The sequence below is a fragment of the Halomicrobium zhouii genome, from assembly GCF_900114435.1.
In the GTDB taxonomy this organism is placed as follows: Archaea; Halobacteriota; Halobacteria; order Halobacteriales; family Haloarculaceae; genus Halomicrobium; species Halomicrobium zhouii.
In genome coordinates this window covers 673,456-695,183 of sequence record NZ_FOZK01000002.1, presented here as the reverse complement: position 1 = coordinate 695,183, position 21,728 = coordinate 673,456, and the positions used below count along the sequence as shown (strand labels likewise).

Sequence of the window (21,728 nt, the reverse complement as noted above, 5' to 3'; positions counted from 1 at the left end):
AGCGGTTCCGGCCTCACGCCAGTCGCCGGGCGAGGGTCAGGTCCGCGGGACGGTTGACGTTGACCGCGAGTCGATCGTCCTCGCGGACGAGCACGCGCCCGGGCTCCCCGCCGACCACGTTGAGACCCGACGGCGCGACCTCGCGGCCCTCGTGCGTGAACGACGAGTCGACACTCGCACCGAGGTCGCGCTTGAACGCGACGGGGACCGCGACCGTCAGCGATCCTGCGTCCCAGCGATCCAGGACGGCCGTCACCGATTCCGGCGTCAGCAACGGGAGGTCCGCGGCGACGGTGAGGACCGGCCCCTCGATCCGCGAGTCGGCGAGGGCCGCCTGCAGGTCGGCGACGTACCCCTCGCCAGCGGTCTCGATGACGGGGACGTCGACGTGGGCCGCCGTCGCGGGCGCGTTCGGCGAGGTGACGGCGTAGACGTCGTCGACGGGACTGCCAGCCAGCGCAGCGACGACGCGGTCGACCATCGGAACACTATCAACCTCGACGAGGGGCTTCTCGACGTCGCCGTCGAGCCGGGAGCCCAGGCCGCCGCACATCACCAGAGCGTCCACGCGACCACCCCCGCGTGCAGCGCGACGACGCGAGCGAGTTCGTTCGTCGCGCCGAAGACGTCGCCGCCGACGCCGCCGAGCCGGCGGTCGGCCCACCGGTGGACGAGCACGGAGACGGCGAGGGCCGCCGAGAGGCAGGCGACGCCGACTGGAATCGATCCGGGCGCGAGCAGTGCCGGCAGCGCGACGAGTGCGAGCAGCGGCCGATCACCGCTCGCGGCGCGGTCGACGAACCGGGAACCGAACCCCTCGTGGCTCGGCTCTCCCGTAACGACCAGGAGTGCGACTGCGAGTTTGGCGCCGACTTCCGCGGCGACGACGACGCCCACGGCGGTCAGCACCGGCAGTTCGGCGAGTCCGAGTCCGGCGAGCGCCAGCCCGAGGAGGCCGGTCCCCACCGCGAGCACCGCGCCGACGCCGACGGTGGTGTCTTTCATCACGTCCCGCCGGTCCGCCGCGTCGCCGTGGACGACCGCCGCGTCGCCCAGGTCGGCGAGGCCGTCGGCGTGGTTCACGCCCGTAATCAGGACGACCCAGGCGAGAAACAGGAAGGCCGTCGCCGTCGCCGGGAGGCCGAGTACGAACGGGAGTGCGAGTAGCGCGCCGACGACGTAGCCCGCCAGCGGAAACGCGACCGGCCTGTGCTGGAACGCGTCGAGCGCCGCCTCGTCGCGGCCGACCGGGAGCCGAGTCAGGAATCCCAGTGCACCCCGAATGGCTCTCAGGACCACGCGACCACCTCCGTCAGTGCGAGCGTTCCGGCGGCGAGCGCGTAGGTGAGCACCCCGGCGACGCCGACGGTCCGGACCGCCGACCGCGCCACCGCGGTCGTCGGCAGCGGCGCGTCCGGGTTCAGCACGTACGCGCCGGGCTTTTCGAGTCGGACGCTGGCCGTCGCGGCCAGGACACCCATCGGCCACCCGGAGTTCGGGGAGGGAACCCGGTCGAGCCACGCGCGTGCTGCCGGAAGGGCGTCCGGTCGTCCGCTTGCGACGGCGAGGAGAACGGCGCTCGTGCGGGCGGGCAGCCACATCACGGCGTCGTCGAGACGAGCCGGCGCCCAGCCGACGGGCTTCGACCGGTAGCCCAGCATCGAGTCGAGGGTGTTCACGGATTTTACCCACGCGGCCGCGCCGGCCGCGAGCCCGAGCTGTGCGGTCGGAGCGAGCGCGCCGGCCAGTGCGGCGACGACGGTAAACGCGCCGAGCGGCGCGACCAGTCCGTCGGCGAGGTTCTCCGCCGCGCTCTCGACGGCCGCGCTGCGGACCTGGCCGGCCGAGAGGTCGGCGGCGTCCCGCCCAGCGAGGGACCGGAGCCGTTCGCGCGCCCGCGAGAGGTCGGCGTCCGTCGTCGTCGCGACTCCCCCGGCCTCGGTCAAGAGCAGCCGCAGGCTCGTCGTGACGAAGAGCGCGACGCCGGCGAGGAGGACACCGAGCCAGATGTGGACCGTCGCCGCCAGGGCGACCACAGTCCCGACGAGCGTCGCGGCGCCCAGCGGCAAGACGAGCGCTGCGACCAGCCCGACGACTCGGGGGTGCGACCACTGGCGATCGAACGGGGCGACGAGGCGGCCCAGCCAGGCAACGGGGTGGAGCCGTTGCGGTGGTTCGCCGAGCGCCGCTTCGAGCGCGCCCGCGACGACGACGGCGCCGACGGTGGCGGCCATCAGCACGGCGATCCCTCCGCGTCGAGCCACGCCGGGAACTCGGTGAGCGGGACGTCCGCGACGAGCACCGACGTCGCGCCGGCCCGCTCAGCGCCGCCGTCGGTTCGGGCGTCGTCGCCCACGTGGACGAGCGCGTCGAGCGGGCACTCCAGCGCCGCCGCGGTCGCCTCGAATATTTTGGGGTGAGGCTTGCGCCAGCCGCAGTCGACGCTCGTGACGACGGCGTCGACGGAGAGGTCCGCCCGGTCGAGCGTCCGCTCGACGAGCCCCGGCACGCTGCAGTTCGAGCAGACGGCGACGGTGCTCTGATCGCGGGCGGCCGAGAGCGCCTCGTGAGCCCCGTCGCGGACCGAGACGTCGCCGTCGAAGGCCGCCAGCGTTACGTCGTGAGCCGTCGCCGCCGATAGCTCGACGCCGCGGCTGGCCAGCGCCAGTCGAACGTGCTCGTCGAGGGGGGCCTCCGCGCCACGGTCGTACTCGCGGTGGGACGAACGGTACGCCGCCTCCCAGTCGTCCGGGACCGCGACGTCCCGCTCGCGGAGCTCGGCCGCGACAGCTACCCACGGCTCGGCGGGCCGGTCTGCAGTTACGAGCGTCCCGAAGCAGTCGAACGATACTGCCACACACCTGTGATTACTGCAATCGCACTTGAACAGTGCGGTCAGGTCGAGCGGGACAGGTTCAGGTGATCGACGCGATGTCGTCGACCGGCAGTACCGAGTAATCGACAGACAGCGTGTCCTTCGTCGCGCGAACCCGACCGACGAACGACGAGATGTCCTCCAGTTGCCCTTCGAGGACGAACAGCTCCATGCAGTAGCGGTCGCCGACGTGACTGTGGAAGTTCGACGCGACGAGGTCCTCGTGGTCGTGGCGAAGGTGCATCATCTTCTCCTCGACGGCGGTGGTCTCGTAGTCGAAGAGGACGGTGACGATGGCCATCAGCTCGCGGTCCTCGAGGCGCTTGTCCTCGAACTCGCTCATCAGATTGCGCACGGCCTCGCGGACGATCTCCGACCGGCCCGTGTAGCCGTGATCCTCCGCGAACTCGTCGATCCTGTGCTCCAGTTCGTCCGGCATCGAGATGCTGACGACGCCCATGTATTAACGAAGACGGCATCGAGTAATAAAAATTCACATTCTCGAGACGCGACGAGCGTCCACTCGCCGTCCCACCAGCCGGTCCCTGCGGACAGACGACGCCTCTCGATTTCGGCGATGATCGCGTGGAAACCACTGTTGTAACAGGTATCAGCAGGAACGAGGCCAGAGATACCAAAGTGGAGTTTAATTCTCGTACAGAACCGTAAATTTTCCACAACCAGCCCGGGAGTTCCCGGCTTCGCGACGAGTATTTGATATAGCAACATACGGTTTTGTCATCGTATTTTCCACTCTTTGATGCAACTCCGGAACACGGCGCTGTCGCTACCCGAAACGGCGAAAGAAAAGTAATTACAGACTCAGAATCTTAAATGCAAATCATCTTCGGGAAGATTGATAGTCACCAGCGGTGGTGCACGTCGTCGAAGACGTACTCCTCGTAGACGTCGCGGACGGCGCCGTGGGTCTGGTGACTGAGCGGGTCGGCCTCGCTGGCGGCGACGTTGTCGCGGATGTGGTCCGGCGACGTCGACCCCGGGATGACCGTCGACACCGCGTCGAAGTCGAGGATCCAGCGCAGGGCGGCCTGGGCCGTCGTCAGGTCCTCGGGGAGGTGGGTTTCGAGTTCGTCGACGGCGTCCAGGCCACGCTCGAAGGGGAGTCCGGCGAAGGTCTCGCCGCGGTCGAAAGCCTCGCCCTCGCGGTTGAAGTTCCGGTGGTCGTTCTCCGGGAACTCGTCGTCCCGGGAGAGCTTCCCGGTGAGGAGCCCGGAGGCCAGCGGCACGCGGACGATGACGCCGACGTCGCGACGCTCGGCCTCTTCGAAGAACAGTTCGGCCGGGCGCTGGCGGAACATGTTGAAGATGATCTGCACCGTCTCGACGCCGGGGTACTCGATGGCCTTCAGCGCCTGCTCGACCTTCTCGACGCTGACGCCGTAGTGGGCAATCTTGCCTTCTTCCTTCAGCCGGTCGAGCGCCTCGAACGTCTCGGGCTGGTAGTACGCGTCGTTGGGCGGGCAGTGAAGCTGGACGAGTTCCAGCGTGTCCTGGCCGAGGTACTCCCGCGAACGGTCGACGAACTCGGAGAGGTGCTCGTAGTCGTAGTTCTCGGCAGTGTGCTCTTCGAGCCGACGGCCGGCCTTGGTCGCGACGACGACGTCGTCCCTGGCCTCGCGCTCGTCGAGGACGTGCGCGACGTGCTTCTCGCTCCGGCCGTCGCCGTAGACGTCCGCCGTGTCGATGAAGTCGATGCCGGCGTCGAGCGCAGTGCGGACGACGTCGCGACCGTCTTCGTCGCTCACGTCGCCCCAGCTTCCGCCGATGTTCCAGGTGCCCAGGCCGACCTCAGTGACGTTCCAGCCAGTCGTACCAAGTTCTCGTCGCTGCATACCCGAATCTATGCACCGATCACACTTGGATATGTGCAAAACGGGCCGTCACGCGGGACTGTCGAAACGGACCGATGACAGAAACGTCGGTCCGGACTGCCGCTGTCGTCGGTTCGGTGGGTCACGGACCCACTCGGACAGGACGTGCCGTTTCGTGGACGCCGGGAGTCACTCGCCGAGCCACTCGGCCCGTCGGACGTCGAACCCGCCACAGGACGGACACGAGTGGTACTGGACCTCGAAGGTCGCCTCACACCCCATGCAGATGTACGGACGGCCATCGAGGTTCCCGGGGCGCGATGCGTCGTTCGCTCCGGTGAAGACTCCCATTGCGACCACACCAGAGGTACCACACAGGTAGTTAAAAAGCGGGCCTATCGTTCACGTCGTTTTCGCCAGTAGCTACCCAGTCACTGACGTTTGAACGAATGGTACTGATAGATAACCGGTCAGGTGCACGTCGTACTCCTACGAGACCAGTTCAGCGTCGGTCGTTCCGTTCGTAAGACCCTGTTGGCGTGCTCGCGCGCGCACGCGAGTCGGAAAAAGTTGGACGTACGCCGAAAGCGAATGCGTCCGAACTCGATTCGGCGCCGGCCGAACCCGAGCGAGCCTGTCGGTGTGACGGCTTCCGACAATCGGCCGGGACGGGTGGAGAGATGATCGACCCGTGAGTACCGGGGAAAGGGTCGTCGAAGGTTCGACGAGATGCCAGTCATCCCTCTCGGCGAGAAAGCGAAGGACTGAGCCATCTCCGGTGGGTCGTCGGCGGATCAGCTCCCGACCGCGTCCGGGCCTGCAGCGGTGAAGCGGTGCTCGACGAGGAGGCCATCGACGACGCGGTCTGCGAGGAGACCGGCCGAGGGGACGCGAGCGCTGCTCGAGCAACCGGGATACCAGGGCCTGAACTACGATGGAGTCGCCACCGACTTCAGCTACGTCCAGTACGCCCTCGGGACGGACTACGAGGTCGAGATCTCCGTCGGCGTCGAGCGAGGGGCGTCGGTCCCCCCTGATCTCGCCCAGCGCCTCGACGACCGCCTGACAGAGGCGACAGGCGTCGACCTGACGGTCCGCGTCGCGTTTCTCGACGAACAGGTCTCGGAAACGGCGACGTTCCAGGGGGAGTGGGGGTCCCCAGGCTACCGCCGCGGGTCTGAGACGGAGAACTGACACTTCGGCAACATTCATTGAGTCGTCGGTCGAATGGGGAGACGTGCTCGTACTCCCGCCGACGATTCTCCTGGCCCGGGACCGTCACGACACGGCGCCGGACGACGTCACCGCTCCCGTCGAGACCGTTCGTCGACCGGACGCGAGAGAGCGACCGAGACGCACCTCGGCGAACCGTCACGGAGCATGAACGGGGAGTCGGACCGGGACTCGACGCGGTACTACTTCGTCAGCGACCTCCACATCGGGGGCGACGAGACGCTCCAGGAGGTCGAGTTCATGGACGAATTCCTCGCGTTCCTCCGCGAATTACCGGAACGCGACGAGGACGCGGAACTCATCGTCAACGGCGACCTGTTCGGGCTCTGGGAGTTCACCGAACTGGAGGGGATGGAGAAGTTCGACGCGCTGCTCGAGCTGTATCCCGAACTGTTCGAGCAGCTCCGGGCGACCGGCGAGCAGGTCCCGACAACCGTCATCCCGGGGAATCACGACTACGAACTCGCGTGTCACCCCGAGTACGTCGAGCGGCTGGCGGAGTACAACGTCACCCTCGAACAGGAGGTCGTCATCACTCGCGAAGTCGCCGACCGCGTGGTCTGGATCGAACACGGCCAACAGCGCGACCCGAACAACAAGAGTCCCGACTTCGGCAATCCCTACGCGAATCCCCCAGGCTACCACGTGAACCGACACGTGACGAGCAAGGCCGGACGCCTCTCTGAGCGCGGGCGGTTCAACTGGCTGAAGGACATCCAGTCGGTGACGCCGATGACGCGGATTCCCGACTGGATGATCTCCCAGTATTTCTACCGGGAGATGAGCCCGCTGCTTCGCTACACCGCGGTGCCGTTCCTCCTGCTGTTCCAGGTGAGTTTGCTCTACCTCCTGGCCGTGGTGCTCGACGTCCTCGGCGTCTGGTCGCTGCCGGCGGAGGCGGTGTCGTTCGCGCTCACCCGGTTGAGTATCGTCGGTTCGCTCATCGACCTCGTCCTCGTCGTGAACGTCGTCGTCATCGCCATTCTCGCCCTCCTCGCGATACCGGCCTTCTTCCTCGCCCGGGACGTCCGAAAGACGCTCACCCGGTTCGGTCTGGTCGGCGGCGACGACCCGGAAGACGTCAACGACAGGTACGTCGACGTGGCCCGGACGGTGTTCGACGAACACCCCGAGGTCGCGGTGTTCCTCTACGGACACACCCACCGCGCCTCCGTCACGGAGGTTGCCGACCGCGTCGTCGTAAACACGGGGACGTGGCTGCGGCGACTCCACCGGCGATCGGTGGTGCTCGGGTTGCTCCCGGACGTGTTCTACCCCTCGTACCGCCTGAACTACGTGTGCATCTCGGAGGCGGACGGCGACGTCGTCGTCGAGTACGAGACCGTCCAGAAACCGAACCCAGACGATTTGAGCATCCTGGAGCGATTGCTCACGCCACTGGCGACGCCTCAGGAATCGATTCCAGAGTGGACGAGCATCGATGGCGGCGAAGGACCGTGGGGACCCCAGTCGGAGCACCCCTCCGACGACCGAACCGGCAGCGACGTGGACAGCGACCGAACTCGGGACACCGAACGCGGCCGGTGACGCTACCGCTCGGTTTCGACTCGGGCGTCAGCTGGTTAGCCGCCGCTGGCTTCCTCTGGTCGGGGTCGGCACAAATTCAGGCCGCTCTCCCCGGTTTGAACGACTGTAAACGGTTCCGCTCGCTACGCTCGCGGACTGCGACTGCCGAGTACGAAATCGACTCGGCCGGATTTGTGCGCAAATCCGCCCTCCCCGATTTGAACACTGTGAGACGTGCTCGCATCGCTGCGCTCCCTGTGCGGAGCTGGGACTTCCAGGCTCAAATCGGGTCAGGAGAGACTTCTCACTGCTCACGGTCGTTCGCAGGAGAAATCCGCCCTCCCCGATTTGAACGGGGGACAAGTCGATCTACAGTCGACTGCTCTACCAGTCTGAGCTAAGGGCGGGCGTACTCAATGGTAGCGCCGTTGCCGGACTTAACGGTTATCATTCCGCGTGACAGGGGGGTCGGAGAGGAAACTTGATATAGTCCGCCGGTGACCCATACGACGAACCGAATGGCGCCGAATTCGACCGTCTCAGCGGTTGTTTGCAGACGTCGAGTGGTGCTCCGAACGGTGCGTGTAAACGGGTCCTGTGATCTCCTCGATCGTCCAGTTACGGCTCGAAACGCCCGATATTCGCGTTTACACACCTGCCGCGAGAACGGGCGCCAGACGGAACGCGGGATTTCAAGCCCGGCTTTCGACCCCTCGTCGCCGGGGTCGAACGGCCGCGACGGCAGGAGCCGTTTGCTCGGCCGAGAGGCCTGTAAACACCGTTTAGGCACCGTTTAGAGTCGTAAACGTGCCAGTGTCATACACCGTCGTAACCTTTATTATGCCATAGTTTGTTGTGAGGTACGCGTAAGACGGTTGTCTTACACAGTGCGAATCAGCGCGGACGGCGTTGCCGTCTGGGGGTTTCGCTGTGTGACACACTCGTCGGCGTGTAAACGCCATCCGTCTTACCGGGGAACGAATAACAATGGAGCGTGTGACACTACGGATTCCGAAGCAGCAGATAGAAGAGGTCGAACGAATGGTCGAGACGGGGGAATACCCCAACCGCAGCGAGGCTATCCGCTCCGCTGTGCGTGAGATGCTCTCCGAGCAGGAACCATCTCAGGAACGGCCATCAGAGAAACGCAAGCGGCGCACCTGGGCGAGGGCATAACGATGCAGGACATCGTCAAGGAAGCGCTCGAGCGTGACGAAGCGGAGCAGGAGAAGATGAGCGACGAGAGCGTCGACGGGTTCGGCGATCCGCGGATCGTCATCGTCGGCTGTGGTGGTGCCGGCAACAACACCGTCAACCGTCTCTACAACATCGGCGTCGAGGGCGCCGACACCGTCGCCATCAACACGGACAAGCAGCACCTCAAGATGATCGAGGCCGACACGAAGATCCTCGTCGGCAAGTCCCTGACCAACGGGCTCGGCGCCGGCGGCGACCCCAACATGGGCGAGCGCGCCACCGAGATGGCCCAGGGCACGGTCAAGGAAGTGCTCGGCGACGCCGACCTCGTCTTCGTGACTGCAGGCATGGGCGGCGGTACGGGCACCGGCGCGGCGCCGGTCGTCTCCAAGATCGCCAAGGAACAGGGCGCCATCGTCGTGGGCATGGTCTCGACGCCGTTCAACGTCGAGCGTGCCCGGACGGTCAAGGCCGAGGAGGGCCTCGAACGGCTCCGTAACGAGGCCGACTCCATCATCGTCCTGGACAACAACCGACTGCTGGACTACGTCCCCAACCTGCCCATCGGCAAGGCGTTCTCGGTGATGGACCAGATCATCGCCGAGACCGTCAAGGGCATCTCGGAGACGATTACCCAGCCGTCCCTGATCAACCTGGACTACGCCGACATGACATCGATCATGAACCAGGGCGGCGTCGCCGTCATGCTGGTCGGCGAGACCCAGGACAAGAACAAGACCGAGGAAGTGGTGAAGGACGCGATGAACCACCCGCTGCTCGACGTCGACTACCGCGGCGCCAGCGGTGGACTCGTCCACATCACCGGCGGCCCCGACCTCACGCTGAAAGAGGCCGAGGGCATCGCCCAGAACATCACCGAACGCCTGGAAGCGAGCGCCAACGTCATCTGGGGCGCCCGCATCCAGGAGGAGTACAAGGGCAAGGTCCGCGTCATGGCCATCATGACCGGTGTCCAGTCGGCGCAGGTGCTCGGCCCGAGCACGCAGAAGCAGGCCGACAAGTCCCGGCAGGCCATCGAGGGCGTCGACGACGACGACATGTCCTTCGACGCCAGCCAGAACGTCGAGTCCTCCCAGGAGTTCGGCCACACCGACGGCGGCCAGGACTCTCACGAGAAGAACAACGGTCTCGACGTCGTCCGGACGAACCAGTAACTCCCGGCACTCCACGCCCGGAGTTCTCGAACACGGTTATCTCGCTTTTTGCACGACGCTCGACCGGTGAGCGAGAGCGTCGTCGCGTGCGCCGATAATACGGAATTGGGCCACCTTATCTGGTCCGTAATAAACACGCACCCCAGTGTTCGCTCGGCCGGCAGCCCTATGAGCAGAAGACTACCACAGGTGGCCGTGTTACTGGTCGCGCTCGCGGTGGGCGCGGCCGGTACTGCGGTCCTCGCTTCTGGGCCGGCGTCTGCCCAGGCGACCTCCATCGATTCGTGTACAGTCATCGACGAACCGGGCCACTACGTCCTGACGCAGGACGTCGATCAGCCTGGCGAGACCGAGAGCGCGTGTATCGAGATCCGATCGAGCGACGTCGTCCTCGACGGCGACGGGCATACCGTCGACGGCAACGGCTACGGGACGGGCGTCGGCACGGCCGGTACGACGGCCATCGAGAACGTCAGCGTCGTCGACCTCACGGTCCGAGAGAGCGTGACGAACGTCCGGTTCGAGAACGTGAGCGACGGACAGCTGTCGAACGTGACGAGTCAGGGCCCTGACTCTACCGGCGCTGGGGTCGCCGTGATAGACGCAGACCGAATCGAGGTTCGATCGAGCGACCTCGCTGGTGGGAGTTTCGGGGGCCCGGCGATTCGGATTCGGGACTCGAAATTCCTGACCGTCTCGAACAACGCGTTTACGGGCGGTGTACGGTCGATCGACGCCGAGCTGATGACCCAGTCCACGGTGTCCGGGAACGAGTTCAGCGGCGTCGACTACCCGGTCGACGTCGACCGTGGTGCCGACAACGTGATTTCGAACAACACGATCCGGGACCGCCCACAGGTCGGTATCGACGTCAGCGGGCACGCGAATCGAGTGAGCGACAACACGATCGCCACCGCCGGCACCGGGATCAACGTCTCCGGGACGCAGACGAGTATCGAGAACAACGACGTCAGTCCGAGCGAAGAGTGGGCGGTCACCGCACGCGGGGACGACCATACCGTCGTGAACAACGACCTCAGTGGCGGTGACGGTATCGAGCGAAGCGGTGGTGCACTCCGCCTCGCCGGCGGAGATCACCGCGTTGCGTCGAACACACTCGACGGCGTCCACGGCGTGTACATCGAGAGTGCCGCGCGTTCGGTCGACGTTCAGCACAACGACATCGACGCGATCTACGGCGCCCGGGTCGCCGAGATGGAACTCTGCCTGCGCCGCCAGAGCGGCGCCGCGGCCGTCGACGTTCGCGCGAACAACTTCACGGCCGACGGCGGGGACGGACGGACTTACGCCGTCCTGAACGAGGACGACGGACTCCTCGCCGCGACGAACAACTACTGGGGCGCCGAGAACGGGCCGTCGAGTCCGACCGGTGAGAACGTGAGTGACCCGATAACGGGTGCGGCCGCCGACGGTGACGGCGCGCCCGTCTCCAGCGGCGTTCACTTCGACCCGTGGCTCACGCAGGAGCACACGAACCAGACCGCAGGCTGACAAACTCTCCGCTGCTTTTCGACTACACCGCTTCCAGCGCGTCGAGCAGCCCGCACTTCCGGCACACGTCGCGGGCCGTCGGCGCGCCGCAGCGCTCGCACTCGCCGAAGTCCGGCGTGTCTTCGTCGTCGGGGTCCTGGGCGCTGGAGGCCAGCGACGCGAGTTCCTCGTAGCCGGCCATGATCGAGTGGCGCGTTCCGGGGTGGTTCTCCTCCAGCTTGAGCATCAACTGCTGGATTTCGCCGCGGTAGGCCTCCTCGGCGTGGGGACACTCCGTGATGTGGGCCGGCAGGTCCCGGAAGCGCGCGTAGAGGGCGACCTCCTTCTCGGGAACGTCGCGGAGGGGTTTGGCCCGGGGAACGTGGTGGTCCTGGTCTTCGCGGGCGTGGTCCGTGGCGGCGTCGCCGTCGCCAGCGCCGTCCTCGCCGTCACCCCGCGACTCGTCGTCGAAGGGGCCCAGCGACGCCTCGAAGTGCTTGGCCATCTGGCCGACGTCGCCCTCGAGGAAGTTCATCAGCGCCGTCTCGGCCTCGTCGTCGAGGTTGTGGCCCGTCAGCAGTTTGTCGGCCCCGAGTTCCTCGGCGTAGCGGGAGAGGATGTCTCGCCGAAAGACGCCGCAGTACGCGCAGGCGGCCATGTTCTCCGGGTCGTCCTCGACGACGTCGTCCATCCGGACGTCGAACTCGTCCTCGTAGTGGACCACCTCGTGGCGAATCCCCAGGTCCTCGGTGAGTTCGACGCAGGCCTCCAGGCTCTCGTCGCGGTACCCCTCGATCCCCTCGTGGATCGACAGCGCGACGAGTTCGATGCGGGGGTCCTCGGCGAACGTCTCGTGGAGGATCTGCGTGAGGACGACGCTGTCCTTCCCGCCGGAGAGCCCGACGACCCAGGTGTCGGGGTCCTCCGGCGTCGCGTCGTCGGGTACGAGCCCGTCCTCGCGAACCCGGCGGCGGACCCGCTTGTCGACGGCCTGGCACAGGTGGCCCTCGCAGAGGTGGAGGCCGCTGTATTCGGCGTGGACCGCCGCCGAGTCGCCGCACTTGTCGCACTCCATTGGCGTGTGGTTGTGAACGCGCGAGGGTGAGGGTTTCGTTCTGGATGTGGATCACCGATCGATCGCTGGACAGTAAGGAACGGCACGAACCCGAAAGCCCTCGGGCGGTTCCGGTCCGGGGGCTCGCTGCGCTCCTCACTTCGTTCGGTGCTTGCATCGCCCGCGTTCCCGGAACCGCCCTCGCCCTTTCAGTCCACCAGGCACCGTATAGCTCGCGCCACGGAGGCGCTCGCGGTTACACCACCATACCTCCCCGGATTCGCGCCGTTCGGCGAGAATCACGCTTCCTGACCGCATAGCATGGTACAATCAATCGAGCGCATCAGGGCCTTGGCCAAGCACACCAAGCAACGTCTCCAGGTGGTCATCCCGCGAGACGGACGAGAACAGTTCGTGGCCGCCGTCGTAGAGGACGACGTGGTCAGAGTCGACGCGGTCGCCGATGGCGCGCGTCGAGACAACGCGGTCCGAGAGCGAGCAGAAGACGACGGCGTCGTCGTCGATAGCGGGGAGTCGGTCGTGGGCCTCGCGCGTCGCCCGCAAAAAGCGGGGCGAGACGCGGTCTGGCGTCGCGGCGACCTGCCGCTCGGTGGCGTACTCCCCGAGGAGGTGCGGCCCCGCCATCCCGCTGGGAAGGACCTTCGCGTCGGCGGGAATCTTCGCGAGGAGCGACGGGAGCGGGCCGCTCGTCGCCGGGGGATACCCCCACCAGGGACTGAGGTAGGTCCGCGTCGTCGCGCCGGAGACGCGGGCGTGGGCGGCCGTCAATCCGCCGGCAGAGTGGCCCAGCAGGGCGAACTCGTCGAGGTCCGCGGCGTAGCGCTCGACCGGAGCCACCCACTCGTGCCGGACGTTCGTGACGTGGACCGGGAGGGCGGCGGTGTGGACGCGCCAGCCGTCCGCGACGAGGCGGTCGATCAGCCAGCGGACGGGTTCGTGGTCCGGTCGATTCCCCCAACCGAGGACGAACAGGCAGTCACGCTCGGCCGCGCCGTCGCTGGTGTCAGATTCGCCGTCGACGACCGCGTCTCCACCAGCGTCGGCCGCGGCGTCCGCCGACCCGAACACGTCGAACTCCATGGACGAGCATCTGCCGCGAGCGGGAAAAAACGGGCGCCGATTCCGGAGAACTACGCGGCGTCGTCGTCCGGCCGCCACTCGACCCAGTCGCCGTGCTGTTCGAAGGCGGCCAGGAGGTCGGTCCTGACCGTGCCATCCTCGGCGCGGGTCCACTCCAGGCGGATGCCGTCCTGATCGCCGAACACCGTCTCGCCGGCGAGCCAGTGGAGCGGGCGCCGCGCGGCGAACTCGCGGACGGTCTCGTCAAGTTGCTCGCGCACGGCCTCGGGGACCTGGTACAGCACCAGCGTGTCGAAGAGGCAGACCGGTACGTCGTCGGGGACGTCGGCGAGGACGGCCGGGAGGTCCTCCAGGAGATCCCCTGTGACGAGGTTGGGTGGATCTCGCTGGGCGGTCTCGATGGCCCCCTCCAGCGTCCGACGACGCTCGTCGTGTTCGGGCCAGACGAGTGCCCGCAGCCAGTCCGCATCGTCCCGGTCGGTCACGTCCATCGGGTTCAGGTCGATACCGACGCGGGAGTGGACGGCCGGCGGGTCGTCGGGGAGCGGTGGGTCCTCGTCCCCGCGGACCGTCGTCCGCACGGTCGCAGGGGCGTCGGCCGGCCCGGCGGTGCGGTCGCCGAACTCGTAGCGGTAGCGGTCGAACAGGAGGTTCAGGCCCGCGCTCGGGCCGAGTTCGACGAGCGCGAGCGGGCCGTCGACCTGCCGGGCGACGTGGGAGATTGCGGGATACAGCGCCGCGGTACGACGGACCGAGTTCGTCTGGGTTCGCCGGGTCGTGAGCAGCGGGCGGAGGTCGTCCTCGTACGTCTCGCAGAAGTCGCGAAGTCGGTCGCTGAGCGCGTCGTCCGGCTCGCGTGGGGTCTCGGTCACGCTCGGGTAGTAATCGGCCAGCGGGTGGTCTGTGCCGCGCAAGAGGAGACACTGCACCGCGGCGAGGAAGACGTTGGCCGTCGAGCGGTCCTCGGGGACCGCCGCGGCGAGTTCGAGGAGGTCGGGGTCGTCGGCGACGATGCGACTGATGCGTTCGTACAGCGGCGAGGAGTCGGCGGCCCACCCGGCCAGGTCCGTAAACGCCTCGGCCACCCCTTCCTGCGCCGGCACGTCGTCCACCCCCTCGTGAGCGTCCACGTCGTCCACCATGCCCGCCGCTTCTGCCAGCGTGGCAGTAAGTGTTAGGCTCCCGTGCTGTGGAGTCCGACGATACCGACGACGATGAACCCGAGGAAGAACAGTCGGGCGGGACTGGCTGGCTCGTCGAGCACCGTCAGGCCGTAGATGGCCGTCGACGTGGCGCCGATGCCAGTCCAGACGGCGTATGCGGTGCCGATGGGCAGGTCACGGACGGCCCGGGCCAGCAGGACCATGCTGATGGCGAGAGCGACGACAGTGATTGCAGTGGGCACCGGCCTCGTGAACCCGTCGGAGTACTCCAGGCCGATGGCCCACACCGCCTCGAACAGTCCGGCGACGAACAGCAGGAGCCAGGACATCGACGAACTGTCGGAGCGGAGTGCCGGTAGTGTTTACGTTCGCAGTCCGGGGGCGGACTCGCCGGTGGACTACTCGAATTCGGGTTCCCGCTCTCGACTCCGGTCACGGTCACGCTGGCGGTCCTCGACGTTCTCCAGGGTGTCGGTTTCGAGGAGTCGCTCGACCTTGCGCTCGAACTGCTCGTCGGTGAGTTCGCCGTTCGCGTAGCGCTCGCGCAGTCGCGCCAGCGCCTCGTCGTCGGCCGCGTCGGTGTGGGTGTGGTCGGTGCGGGCGTCGTCCGCATCGGCCGACTCGTCGGTCGTCGATCCGACGTCGACGTCCTCGCCGACCCACTCCTCGACGTCGTCCTCGTCGCCGAACAGGATGGCGGTGAGGGGGATGAGCACGATGTACCCGAACAGCATGAACGGGAGCCACCAGTCGAACCCGAGGAAGAGCGCGGCCAGCCAGATGCCGGTCACGAGCATCGAGACGATCCCCGTCGCGTTCTCGCGGGCCCGCTGGGCCGGACTGGCGTCGTCCATACGTCCGGGTACCGCCAGCCGTCGCTTAATGGTTGCGTCGGTGTCGAGCGGTCCGTGACCGTCCGGGCCGACTGGAAACCGTTTTCCTTCCCAGTCGTCAAGAGAGGACCGATGAACGAGTTCGGTCGGGCGGAAGCCATCGACCGCGTCGCGGAGATCGTCTCGACCGTCGCGAGTGAGCCGATGCCGGTCCCGGTCCGCGAAGTCTGGGTGTACGGCGACGTCGCGCTCGGTCTCGACCCCGTCGAACGGCTGGACGTCTACCTCACCAAGGACATCCTGATGCGCGACGCGCCGGAGCGCGCCGAGGCGTTCGAGGCGGAACTCGGCGTCCAGGGCGTCGGCAAGACGGTCCGGGCCGACTGGGCCGACGAGTATCCAGAGCACGTCCGGGCGAATTCGAACGGCCACGCCGCGCCCGAGCAGTGTCTGGCGGCCCAGCTGCTCGACGACGACGAACCGGTCCACCTCGAGGTGTGCAACGCCTCCTTCGAGGACAACGTGCGACAGCGGCTGAAGGGCGCCCAGGCCCGCGAGAACTACGAACAGATCCTCGATCCGCGGGGCGTCTGCCTGTGGGTCGACGACGATTCCGGCGGCCAGCGTAGCGACGAGGCGTTCCGCAAACTCAGAGAGGGCGAACTCGTCTTCCCGACGCTCTCCGGTGCGCTGGAGATGCTCGGGATGGAGGCGGACGAGGCTAGCGAGGCCGCCGACGTCGTCGAGGCCTACCGCGAGCGCCAGGACGGCGCGACGGTCCGCGGCGACGTGGTCTGAAGGGTGTGACAGCCCCTGTCGCCGGTGACAGCGACAGTCTATTTCTACCCGGCGGGTGAACCCCGACCGATGGCCGAAACCCTCCACGTCGCCGTTCGCACGCTGCACGTCCTCGGGATGGTCGTCCTGCTCGGCGGCGCGGGCACGGTGTGGTACGTGGCTCGTCGCGATGATCCTGGCGGTGGCGGTGACACGGCGTCGTCGCTCGCCAGCGGCTACGAGTGGGCGTTCTGGGGCGCGCTCGGCGTGATGGTGGTCACCGGCGTCGGCAACCTCGGCGCGCTCGGGGCGCCCGGTCCCGAGACCCGCTGGGGGAGCATTCTGCTGGTCAAACTCGCCGTCGTGGCCGCGTTCGTCCTCGGTTCGCTCGTCCGGACCGTGGCGGTTGCCAGGATGGACGCCTGGAGTGACCGCGCTGGCGTTACGAACGCTCCCTTCTACCGCCGGGCCTACGGCGCGACAACGGTCGTACTTCTGGCCCTGGTCGTCCTCGCGGAGGTGCTCGCCCATGGCTGAGGTCGACCGGCGACTCCTGGTCTGGACGCTGGCCTCGTTCCACGTCGCCGGACTCACGATCGGATTTGTAATTCCGGCGTACGCCTCCGGCGGACTGAGCGACGTCCTCCCGGAGTTCGGGACGATTCCGGGCGTCCTCGGCTACGCCTACCTCTGGGTACTCTCCTGGCTGGCGACGCGCTGGGTGCTCACCGACGAGGTGTTCGAAGCGACGCTCGCGGGAGCAGTGCGGCCCGTGATCCTCCGGGGGAGCGCCGGCGGCGGGCTGGTCGGTCTGGGAACCTTAGTCGGGCCGTTGCTGCTCTTGTCGCTTCCGGACCTCGTGACCGGCAGTGCGGACCTGACGTCGGTCGTCCTGATCTTCGCGATCGGTGCAGGCATCGCCACCGCCGTCGGCGTCGCGTTCGGTCTGGTGTTCACGCTGCTGGACCTGGCCGCCGTCCGCGTCGCAGCCGTGGCCGTTCCAGACGGAAGCGGGTCCGATCCGATAGCCGCCGACGCCACGCCGGAGTCCGACCGCGTCGGCGAGCGGAGCTAAACCTGCTCGGGCGCCTCAAACCCGGCCCACGGTGACGAAGAAGGGGACCGTCTCGGTGCGCTCGTACGCCTCGTTTTGCATCTGCTCGACGACGTCGCGTCCGAGCGACCGCCACTCCCGGCGGAGCGCGTCGTAGTCGGCCTCGCTGGCGTCGCCGGCGAGGATCTCCGCCCGGTTGTCGGCCAGCGCCTCGCCCGTCGCCTTCCGGCGGGCCGCCTCGATAGCGCTCTCGGAGTACGGCGGACCCGTCCGCCGCACCTGATCGTAGCGCCGGGTCGAGACCACGTCGAGGCCCGCGTCGTCGAGGAGGGCCGCGGCGCTGGCGCCGAGCGCGACGTCCGTGTCCACGCCGTCGAGGTAGCGTTCGCGGGCCCGCCGGGCCAGTGCCGGTTCGTCGTCGACGGTGGACTCGACCGTGACGGCGCTGTTGTCGGGCTCGACCACGGCGACGGCGTCGGCGGCGACGCGGGCGAACTCCCGGACTGCGACTGAGGGGTCTGGCAGGTTGATCAGCAGCGCCTGGCACACCACCAGATCGACGGCGTCCTCGCGGAAGGGGAGGCGGGTCGCGTCACCCCTGACCACCGGCGGGTCGACGGCCTGGAGGAGCGCCGGGTCGGCGTCGAGGCCGACGACCTCCCCGGGACACTCCTCCCGGAGGACGCGCGTGAGGACGCCCGTGCCGCAGCCGACGTCGAGGACCGACTCCCGCTCGGCGAGATCGAGGTCTGTGAGGGCCTCCCGGGACCCCTCCCACATCCCCTCCCGCGTCGTCTCCAGGTAGTCGGCGCTGAACTGTCGCACACCCGTGGTTGCGCACGGATCGGAAAAAACGGGTCGATCATCTGGTGAGTGAGTTCGTGTGAGAGCGGGAGACAGGGAAAGGAGCCCGGAAGCCCTCGGCGCGGCCTCTGGAGCCAGAATTGATACAGCAAACAACTCGAAAGCCCTCGGCGCGCTCGACTCGCGCGAACCCGCTGCGCGCCATGGGTGCTTACGGGTTCGGGCGTCGCCGACCCCGCCTCGCCCTTTCAGTCCTCCAGGGACAGCCTCGCTCGCGCACGGAGGCGCTCGCGATTGACTCCCCACCCCTCCCCGGTCGCGCCTGGCGGCGCGACACGCTTCCTGACCGCTCGGCAACCACCCGGCCGGGAGCACGTCCCCGAGCAGACGCGAGGGGCGCGCGACCAGGGGAAGGGCAGGGCAGCGGTGCTGTGCTTACCTCGGAGTCCTCGTGAGCGAAGCGAACGAGGGCTCGTCAGAGCTTGCTCTGACGGTGGACTGAAAGGGCGAGGCGCGGTCCGGGAACCCGGGCGCAGTAAGCACCGAACGGAGTGAGGCGCGCAGCAAGCCCCGGGACTGGAGCGCGCCGAGGGCTTTCGTAGTGTTGGCTGACGTCGACTAGAAGCGGTCATTGGCGCAAATCCAGCCAAGAAATCCATCACCTAGTCATCAGAGGCCCACTCGTAGGGGCCGGGCGGAAGCCGCAACTCGTCCAGCGCGGGGAGGTGTTTGACGTTGTACACGACCTTCAGGTCGTCAGTGATCGGCTCCCCCACACACGACAGGCGAATCCCTCGGTCGGTCATTTCGGAGGGGAGAACGTGGCTCACGGGCAGGGAGAGGTCGCCCTCGACGACGGCGACGGCGCAGTTGGCGCAGGCGCCGCCGCGACAGGAGAAGGGCCAGGTGAACCCGTGTTCCTCCGCGGCTTCGAGCAGCGTATCCCGCTCCTCCACGCGGAACTGGCCGTAGTCCTCGCCGTCGAGGTTCGCGGCGGCGGCCTTCTCGAAGAGGTCCTCGTCGGTCAGCTCCCAGCCGTTGTCGGCCAGCACCTCGTAGTCGAGGTACTCGACGAGGGGGTCCTGGTCCTCGGGCTCGGTCGCCTGCTCGACTTCGGGTTCGGGCCAGGACTCGGGGAGCGTCTCGCCGGCCTTGATCGCCTCGTAGGCGGCTCGCACACGCTGGAACTCCGCCTTGGACCCGCCGTGGTCCGGGTGGGCCTCCTTCACCCGCCGGCGGTAGGCCTGCTTGACCGCCTCGTCGTCGGCGTCGGGGTCGAGGTGGAGGACGTCGAACGGGGAATCCACTGGGTTACTATAACCGAATCATGGCGAAAAATCTTCTGACGCGGCCGGCCCGCTCACTCCGTTCACGCGCCGGCTGTTGGCGAACGGCGTCTTGCGGAGTGAAACGACGCAAGGCTCGGAAGACGAACGGAGTGAGTCTTCCGGCGACCAGCGGGAGCCGTGAGCCGCCTCGTCGCGTTACTCCGCTCCAGCTAATTCTCTGGCTCGCTCGATGTTCCACGCGAAGCTCTTGCCGTCCTCGGTGGGCGTCTCCAGGACGAAGGGGACGTCTGCGAGCGCCTCGTGCGTCAGAATCGTCTGCATCCCCTCGACGCCGATTTCGCCCTCGCCGACGTGGGCGTGCTCGTCCTTGTTCGTCCCGCACTCGTGCTTGGAGTCGTTGAGGTGGATGCACGCGAGCTTGTCGAGGCCGACGACCTCGTCGAACTCCGCGACTGTCTCGTTGACGCCCTCGACCGTCGAGAGGTCGTATCCCGCCGCGAACGCGTGGGCCGTGTCGACGCAGATTTCCAGGTCCTGTGAGGACCGATCCAGCACCTCGGCGAGGTGTTCGAACTCGCCGCCGAGCTTCGTGCCGCTCCCGGCGTCGGACTCGACGAGGACGGTGACGCCGTCGGGGATGTCCAGTTCGTCCAGCGCGCTGGCGGCGTTGTCGAGGCCGCCGTCGACGCCGGCGCCAGTGTGGGCGCCGAGGTGGACGTTGACGTACTCGACGTCGAGCTTGTCGGCGGCGTCGACCTCCTTCTGCATCGAGTCGATGGATTTCTCGCGCAGGTCGTCCTTGGGGGTACAGAGATTGACGAGATAGGAGGAGTGGATGACCCACGGCCCGACGCCGTTCTCGTCGGTGAGGTCGCGGAACCGCTCGGCCTCGTCGTCGTCGATGTTCGGGTCCTGCCAGACCTGCGGCGAGTGGCTGAATATCTGCCCGCAGTTGCCGCCGTACTCGACCTGTTCGTCGACCGCGTTGTACGCGCCGCCAGCGATGGAGGTGTGTGCGCCCACTCTCATACCACGAGCCTACGCGAGCGCGACCATAGGGGCTTCGAAGCGCGGCGCGAGCGGAGCAGCCTGACCGGAAGGCATCACGCCGGTGCTCAGTCGTTTACGCCGGCGGTCAGTCGTCCACGCCGGCGGTCAGTCGTCCGCGGACGGCTGCTCGATGATCGCGAGCCAGAAGTCCTCGACCGACTGGACGAACTCGATGAACTCGCCGGGTTCGATCGGTTTCTGGATGATGTGGTCCGCGTCCAGGCCGCGAGACCTGAGTATCTGCTCGCCGGCGTCCGAACTCGACAGGACGACCACCGGGACGTCCGCGACCGCAGGCTCGCCCCGCAGTTCCGACAGAACCTCGCTGGCACCGACCCCGGGAAGCTCCGGTTCGAGCAGGACGAGGTCGGGACGCGGCGCGTCCGCGTACTCGCCGCGCTGACGGACGAAGTCGATGGCCGACTCGCCGTCCGAGACCGTGTGGAGGTTGTTCGCCAGCTTTCCGTCCCTGAACGACTCGGTGAACAGTCGCGTGTCTCCGGGATTCGGTTCCACCAGTAACAGTTCGATCCGGTCACCGTCCCGGTCGTCCGCCGTCGTCATTGCACGCAGTATTCTGCCAAACTATTTAGCTTGCCGGATAGCCGCGACCGGTCGGCCGGACGAAACCGAACGCCCCGTCGGGACGGACGTCGAGACTCGTCCCTTACAGCCGCGAGTCGTTCGTCGCGAACTCGCGCCAGTGGTGTAACGCCCAGAAGACGACGCCCGTACACACCATGCCAGCTGCAGCGAAGTAGAAGATGAGGTTCGACATCACGACCTCCTCGGGGGAATTGTACGTGTACATCACGCCCTCGGTGGCGAGGCCGACGAGGACGAACGCCAGCACGGCGATGCCGCTGGTCGAGACGAGCACCATCATGCCGTCGCGGTTCGGCGAGTCGAGTCGCAGGATGGCCACGACGAAGACGATGCCCATCACCAGCGAGTACGCCGGCAAGCGCGCGATCACGTTGAGATCTGCCCCACTGATCAGCCCCACGAGGCCGAGGAACGCCGCCGTCAGCGTCAGCGAGAGGATGATGACCCCCAGCGCCATCGGCGTCAGCACCCGCTGCCGCAGGAACCCCACTGTCCGTTCTCGAACGCTCATAGTAGCTGGTGAGTACAGGCCGATAAAAGGTTACTGGGAAATCGGATTCGAGTGACGCGTTGGTGATGAGTGGGGGTATCGTGACACTGTCGCAAGTGTGATGGCTGAGGGTCGGTCGTGAAGAATCGGCGACGTCCGAACGGGTACCGACGCCAC

General features: G+C 67.2%; 25 protein-coding genes and 1 tRNA gene. 8 read left to right on the top strand and 18 right to left on the bottom strand.

What is annotated here, in order from left to right; translation table 11 throughout:
• Positions 1 to 13: 13 nt before the first annotated feature.
• From BM337_RS10650 to BM337_RS20630, 7 genes are all read right to left on the bottom strand, one after another.
• A complete protein-coding gene (locus tag BM337_RS10650) occupies positions 14 to 553 on the bottom strand; it encodes an NTP transferase domain-containing protein (protein WP_089816587.1) in 540 nt (179 codons plus the stop codon).
• The gene (cobS, locus tag BM337_RS10645; protein ID WP_089816586.1) at positions 553 to 1,299 is read right to left on the bottom strand and encodes an adenosylcobinamide-GDP ribazoletransferase; all 747 of its coding nucleotides are present in this window, start codon (positions 1,297 to 1,299) and stop codon (positions 553 to 555) included. Before cobS ends, BM337_RS10650 begins: the two co-directional genes overlap by 1 nt.
• The gene (locus tag BM337_RS10640; RefSeq protein ID WP_089816585.1) at positions 1,290 to 2,234 is read right to left on the bottom strand and encodes a CobD/CbiB family cobalamin biosynthesis protein; all 945 of its coding nucleotides are present in this window, start codon (positions 2,232 to 2,234) and stop codon (positions 1,290 to 1,292) included. The genes cobS and BM337_RS10640 overlap by 10 nt, the downstream gene beginning before the upstream one ends.
• On the bottom strand, positions 2,234 to 2,857 hold the full coding sequence (locus BM337_RS10635) for an HAD family hydrolase (protein ID WP_089816584.1): 624 nt from the start codon (positions 2,855 to 2,857) through the stop codon (positions 2,234 to 2,236). The genes BM337_RS10640 and BM337_RS10635 overlap by 1 nt, the downstream gene beginning before the upstream one ends.
• A 58-nt stretch (positions 2,858 to 2,915) precedes the next feature.
• Positions 2,916 to 3,335, bottom strand: a complete 420-nt coding sequence (gene nikR / locus BM337_RS10630) for a nickel-responsive transcriptional regulator NikR (RefSeq protein ID WP_089816583.1) — start codon at positions 3,333 to 3,335, stop codon at positions 2,916 to 2,918.
• 403 nt (positions 3,336 to 3,738) lie between these two features.
• Positions 3,739 to 4,728, bottom strand: a complete 990-nt coding sequence (locus BM337_RS10625) for an aldo/keto reductase (RefSeq protein WP_089816582.1) — start codon at positions 4,726 to 4,728, stop codon at positions 3,739 to 3,741.
• 168 nt (positions 4,729 to 4,896) lie between these two features.
• Entirely contained in the window at positions 4,897 to 5,058 is a 162-nt protein-coding gene (locus BM337_RS20630; RefSeq protein WP_143117700.1) for a hydrogenase maturation nickel metallochaperone HypA, read from the bottom strand.
• Between the two features lie 474 nt (positions 5,059 to 5,532).
• Here BM337_RS20630 and BM337_RS10620 point away from each other — a divergent pair, with 474 nt between their 5' ends.
• Together BM337_RS10620 and BM337_RS10615 are read left to right on the top strand one after the other, a co-directional pair.
• A complete protein-coding gene (locus BM337_RS10620) occupies positions 5,533 to 5,901 on the top strand; it encodes a hypothetical protein (RefSeq protein ID WP_089816581.1) in 369 nt (122 codons plus the stop codon).
• Between the two features lie 186 nt (positions 5,902 to 6,087).
• Positions 6,088 to 7,488, top strand: a complete 1,401-nt coding sequence (locus BM337_RS10615; protein WP_089816580.1) for a metallophosphoesterase — start codon at positions 6,088 to 6,090, stop codon at positions 7,486 to 7,488.
• A gap of 312 nt (positions 7,489 to 7,800) precedes the next feature.
• Here BM337_RS10615 and BM337_RS10610 read toward each other — a convergent pair.
• Positions 7,801 to 7,874 (bottom strand) — tRNA-Tyr (locus BM337_RS10610).
• Positions 7,875 to 8,454: 580 nt separating this feature from the next.
• Here BM337_RS10610 and BM337_RS10605 point away from each other — a divergent pair.
• The 3 genes from BM337_RS10605 to BM337_RS10595 all read left to right on the top strand — a co-directional run bounded on the left by BM337_RS10605 (position 8,455) and on the right by BM337_RS10595 (position 11,351).
• A complete protein-coding gene (locus tag BM337_RS10605; protein ID WP_089816579.1) occupies positions 8,455 to 8,643 on the top strand; it encodes a ribbon-helix-helix domain-containing protein in 189 nt (62 codons plus the stop codon).
• A 2-nt stretch (positions 8,644 to 8,645) separates the two neighbouring features.
• The gene (ftsZ, locus tag BM337_RS10600; protein ID WP_089816578.1) at positions 8,646 to 9,839 is read left to right on the top strand and encodes a cell division protein FtsZ; all 1,194 of its coding nucleotides are present in this window, start codon (positions 8,646 to 8,648) and stop codon (positions 9,837 to 9,839) included.
• Positions 9,840 to 10,007: 168 nt separating this feature from the next.
• Positions 10,008 to 11,351: a right-handed parallel beta-helix repeat-containing protein gene (locus BM337_RS10595; protein WP_089816577.1), complete on the top strand. Its 1,344-nt coding sequence runs from the start codon at positions 10,008 to 10,010 to the stop codon at positions 11,349 to 11,351.
• A gap of 22 nt (positions 11,352 to 11,373) precedes the next feature.
• Here the strand turns inward: BM337_RS10595 and ncsA are convergent, their stop codons facing one another.
• The 5 genes from ncsA to BM337_RS10570 all read right to left on the bottom strand — a co-directional run bounded on the left by ncsA (position 11,374) and on the right by BM337_RS10570 (position 15,502).
• Positions 11,374 to 12,405 (bottom strand): tRNA 2-thiolation protein NcsA, encoded by a 1,032-nt coding sequence (gene ncsA, locus BM337_RS10590; protein WP_089816576.1) that lies wholly within the window; start codon positions 12,403 to 12,405, stop codon positions 11,374 to 11,376.
• Between the two features lie 309 nt (positions 12,406 to 12,714).
• Positions 12,715 to 13,485 carry a lysophospholipase gene (locus tag BM337_RS10585; protein WP_245778648.1) on the bottom strand — a complete coding sequence of 257 codons (771 nt, stop codon included), beginning with the start codon at positions 13,483 to 13,485 and terminating at the stop codon, positions 12,715 to 12,717.
• Positions 13,486 to 13,535: 50 nt separating this feature from the next.
• On the bottom strand, positions 13,536 to 14,627 hold the full coding sequence (locus tag BM337_RS10580; RefSeq protein WP_089816575.1) for a DUF2332 domain-containing protein: 1,092 nt from the start codon (positions 14,625 to 14,627) through the stop codon (positions 13,536 to 13,538).
• A gap of 32 nt (positions 14,628 to 14,659) precedes the next feature.
• Positions 14,660 to 14,977 (bottom strand): quaternary ammonium compound efflux SMR transporter SugE, encoded by a 318-nt coding sequence (gene sugE / locus BM337_RS10575; protein ID WP_089816574.1) that lies wholly within the window; start codon positions 14,975 to 14,977, stop codon positions 14,660 to 14,662.
• 69 nt (positions 14,978 to 15,046) lie between these two features.
• Positions 15,047 to 15,502: an SHOCT domain-containing protein gene (locus BM337_RS10570; protein WP_089816573.1), complete on the bottom strand. Its 456-nt coding sequence runs from the start codon at positions 15,500 to 15,502 to the stop codon at positions 15,047 to 15,049.
• A gap of 111 nt (positions 15,503 to 15,613) precedes the next feature.
• Here BM337_RS10570 and BM337_RS10565 point away from each other — a divergent pair, with 111 nt between their 5' ends.
• The 3 genes from BM337_RS10565 (at position 15,614) to BM337_RS10555 (ending at position 17,333) form a co-directional block, all read left to right on the top strand.
• Positions 15,614 to 16,279 (top strand): DUF7095 family protein, encoded by a 666-nt coding sequence (locus BM337_RS10565; RefSeq protein ID WP_089816572.1) that lies wholly within the window; start codon positions 15,614 to 15,616, stop codon positions 16,277 to 16,279.
• Positions 16,280 to 16,348: 69 nt separating this feature from the next.
• A complete protein-coding gene (locus BM337_RS10560; RefSeq protein ID WP_089816571.1) occupies positions 16,349 to 16,795 on the top strand; it encodes a CopD family protein in 447 nt (148 codons plus the stop codon).
• On the top strand, positions 16,788 to 17,333 hold the full coding sequence (locus tag BM337_RS10555; protein ID WP_089816570.1) for a DUF7965 family protein: 546 nt from the start codon (positions 16,788 to 16,790) through the stop codon (positions 17,331 to 17,333). Before BM337_RS10560 ends, BM337_RS10555 begins: the two co-directional genes overlap by 8 nt.
• A gap of 15 nt (positions 17,334 to 17,348) precedes the next feature.
• On the opposite strand, the gene BM337_RS10550 is transcribed toward BM337_RS10555, so the two are convergent.
• The 5 genes from BM337_RS10550 to BM337_RS10530 form a co-directional block, all read right to left on the bottom strand.
• Positions 17,349 to 18,092, bottom strand: coding sequence for a class I SAM-dependent methyltransferase (locus BM337_RS10550; RefSeq protein ID WP_089817175.1), 744 nt, complete (start codon positions 18,090 to 18,092; stop codon positions 17,349 to 17,351).
• Positions 18,093 to 18,778: 686 nt separating this feature from the next.
• Positions 18,779 to 19,423: a ferredoxin Fer gene (gene fer / locus BM337_RS10545; RefSeq protein WP_089816569.1), complete on the bottom strand. Its 645-nt coding sequence runs from the start codon at positions 19,421 to 19,423 to the stop codon at positions 18,779 to 18,781.
• Between the two features lie 177 nt (positions 19,424 to 19,600).
• A complete protein-coding gene (locus tag BM337_RS10540; RefSeq protein WP_089816568.1) occupies positions 19,601 to 20,434 on the bottom strand; it encodes a deoxyribonuclease IV in 834 nt (277 codons plus the stop codon).
• A 126-nt stretch (positions 20,435 to 20,560) separates the two neighbouring features.
• On the bottom strand, positions 20,561 to 21,019 hold the full coding sequence (locus BM337_RS10535) for a response regulator (RefSeq protein WP_089816567.1): 459 nt from the start codon (positions 21,017 to 21,019) through the stop codon (positions 20,561 to 20,563).
• A gap of 103 nt (positions 21,020 to 21,122) precedes the next feature.
• Positions 21,123 to 21,572, bottom strand: a complete 450-nt coding sequence (locus BM337_RS10530; protein WP_089816566.1) for a hypothetical protein — start codon at positions 21,570 to 21,572, stop codon at positions 21,123 to 21,125.
• Positions 21,573 to 21,728 lie beyond the last annotated feature (156 nt).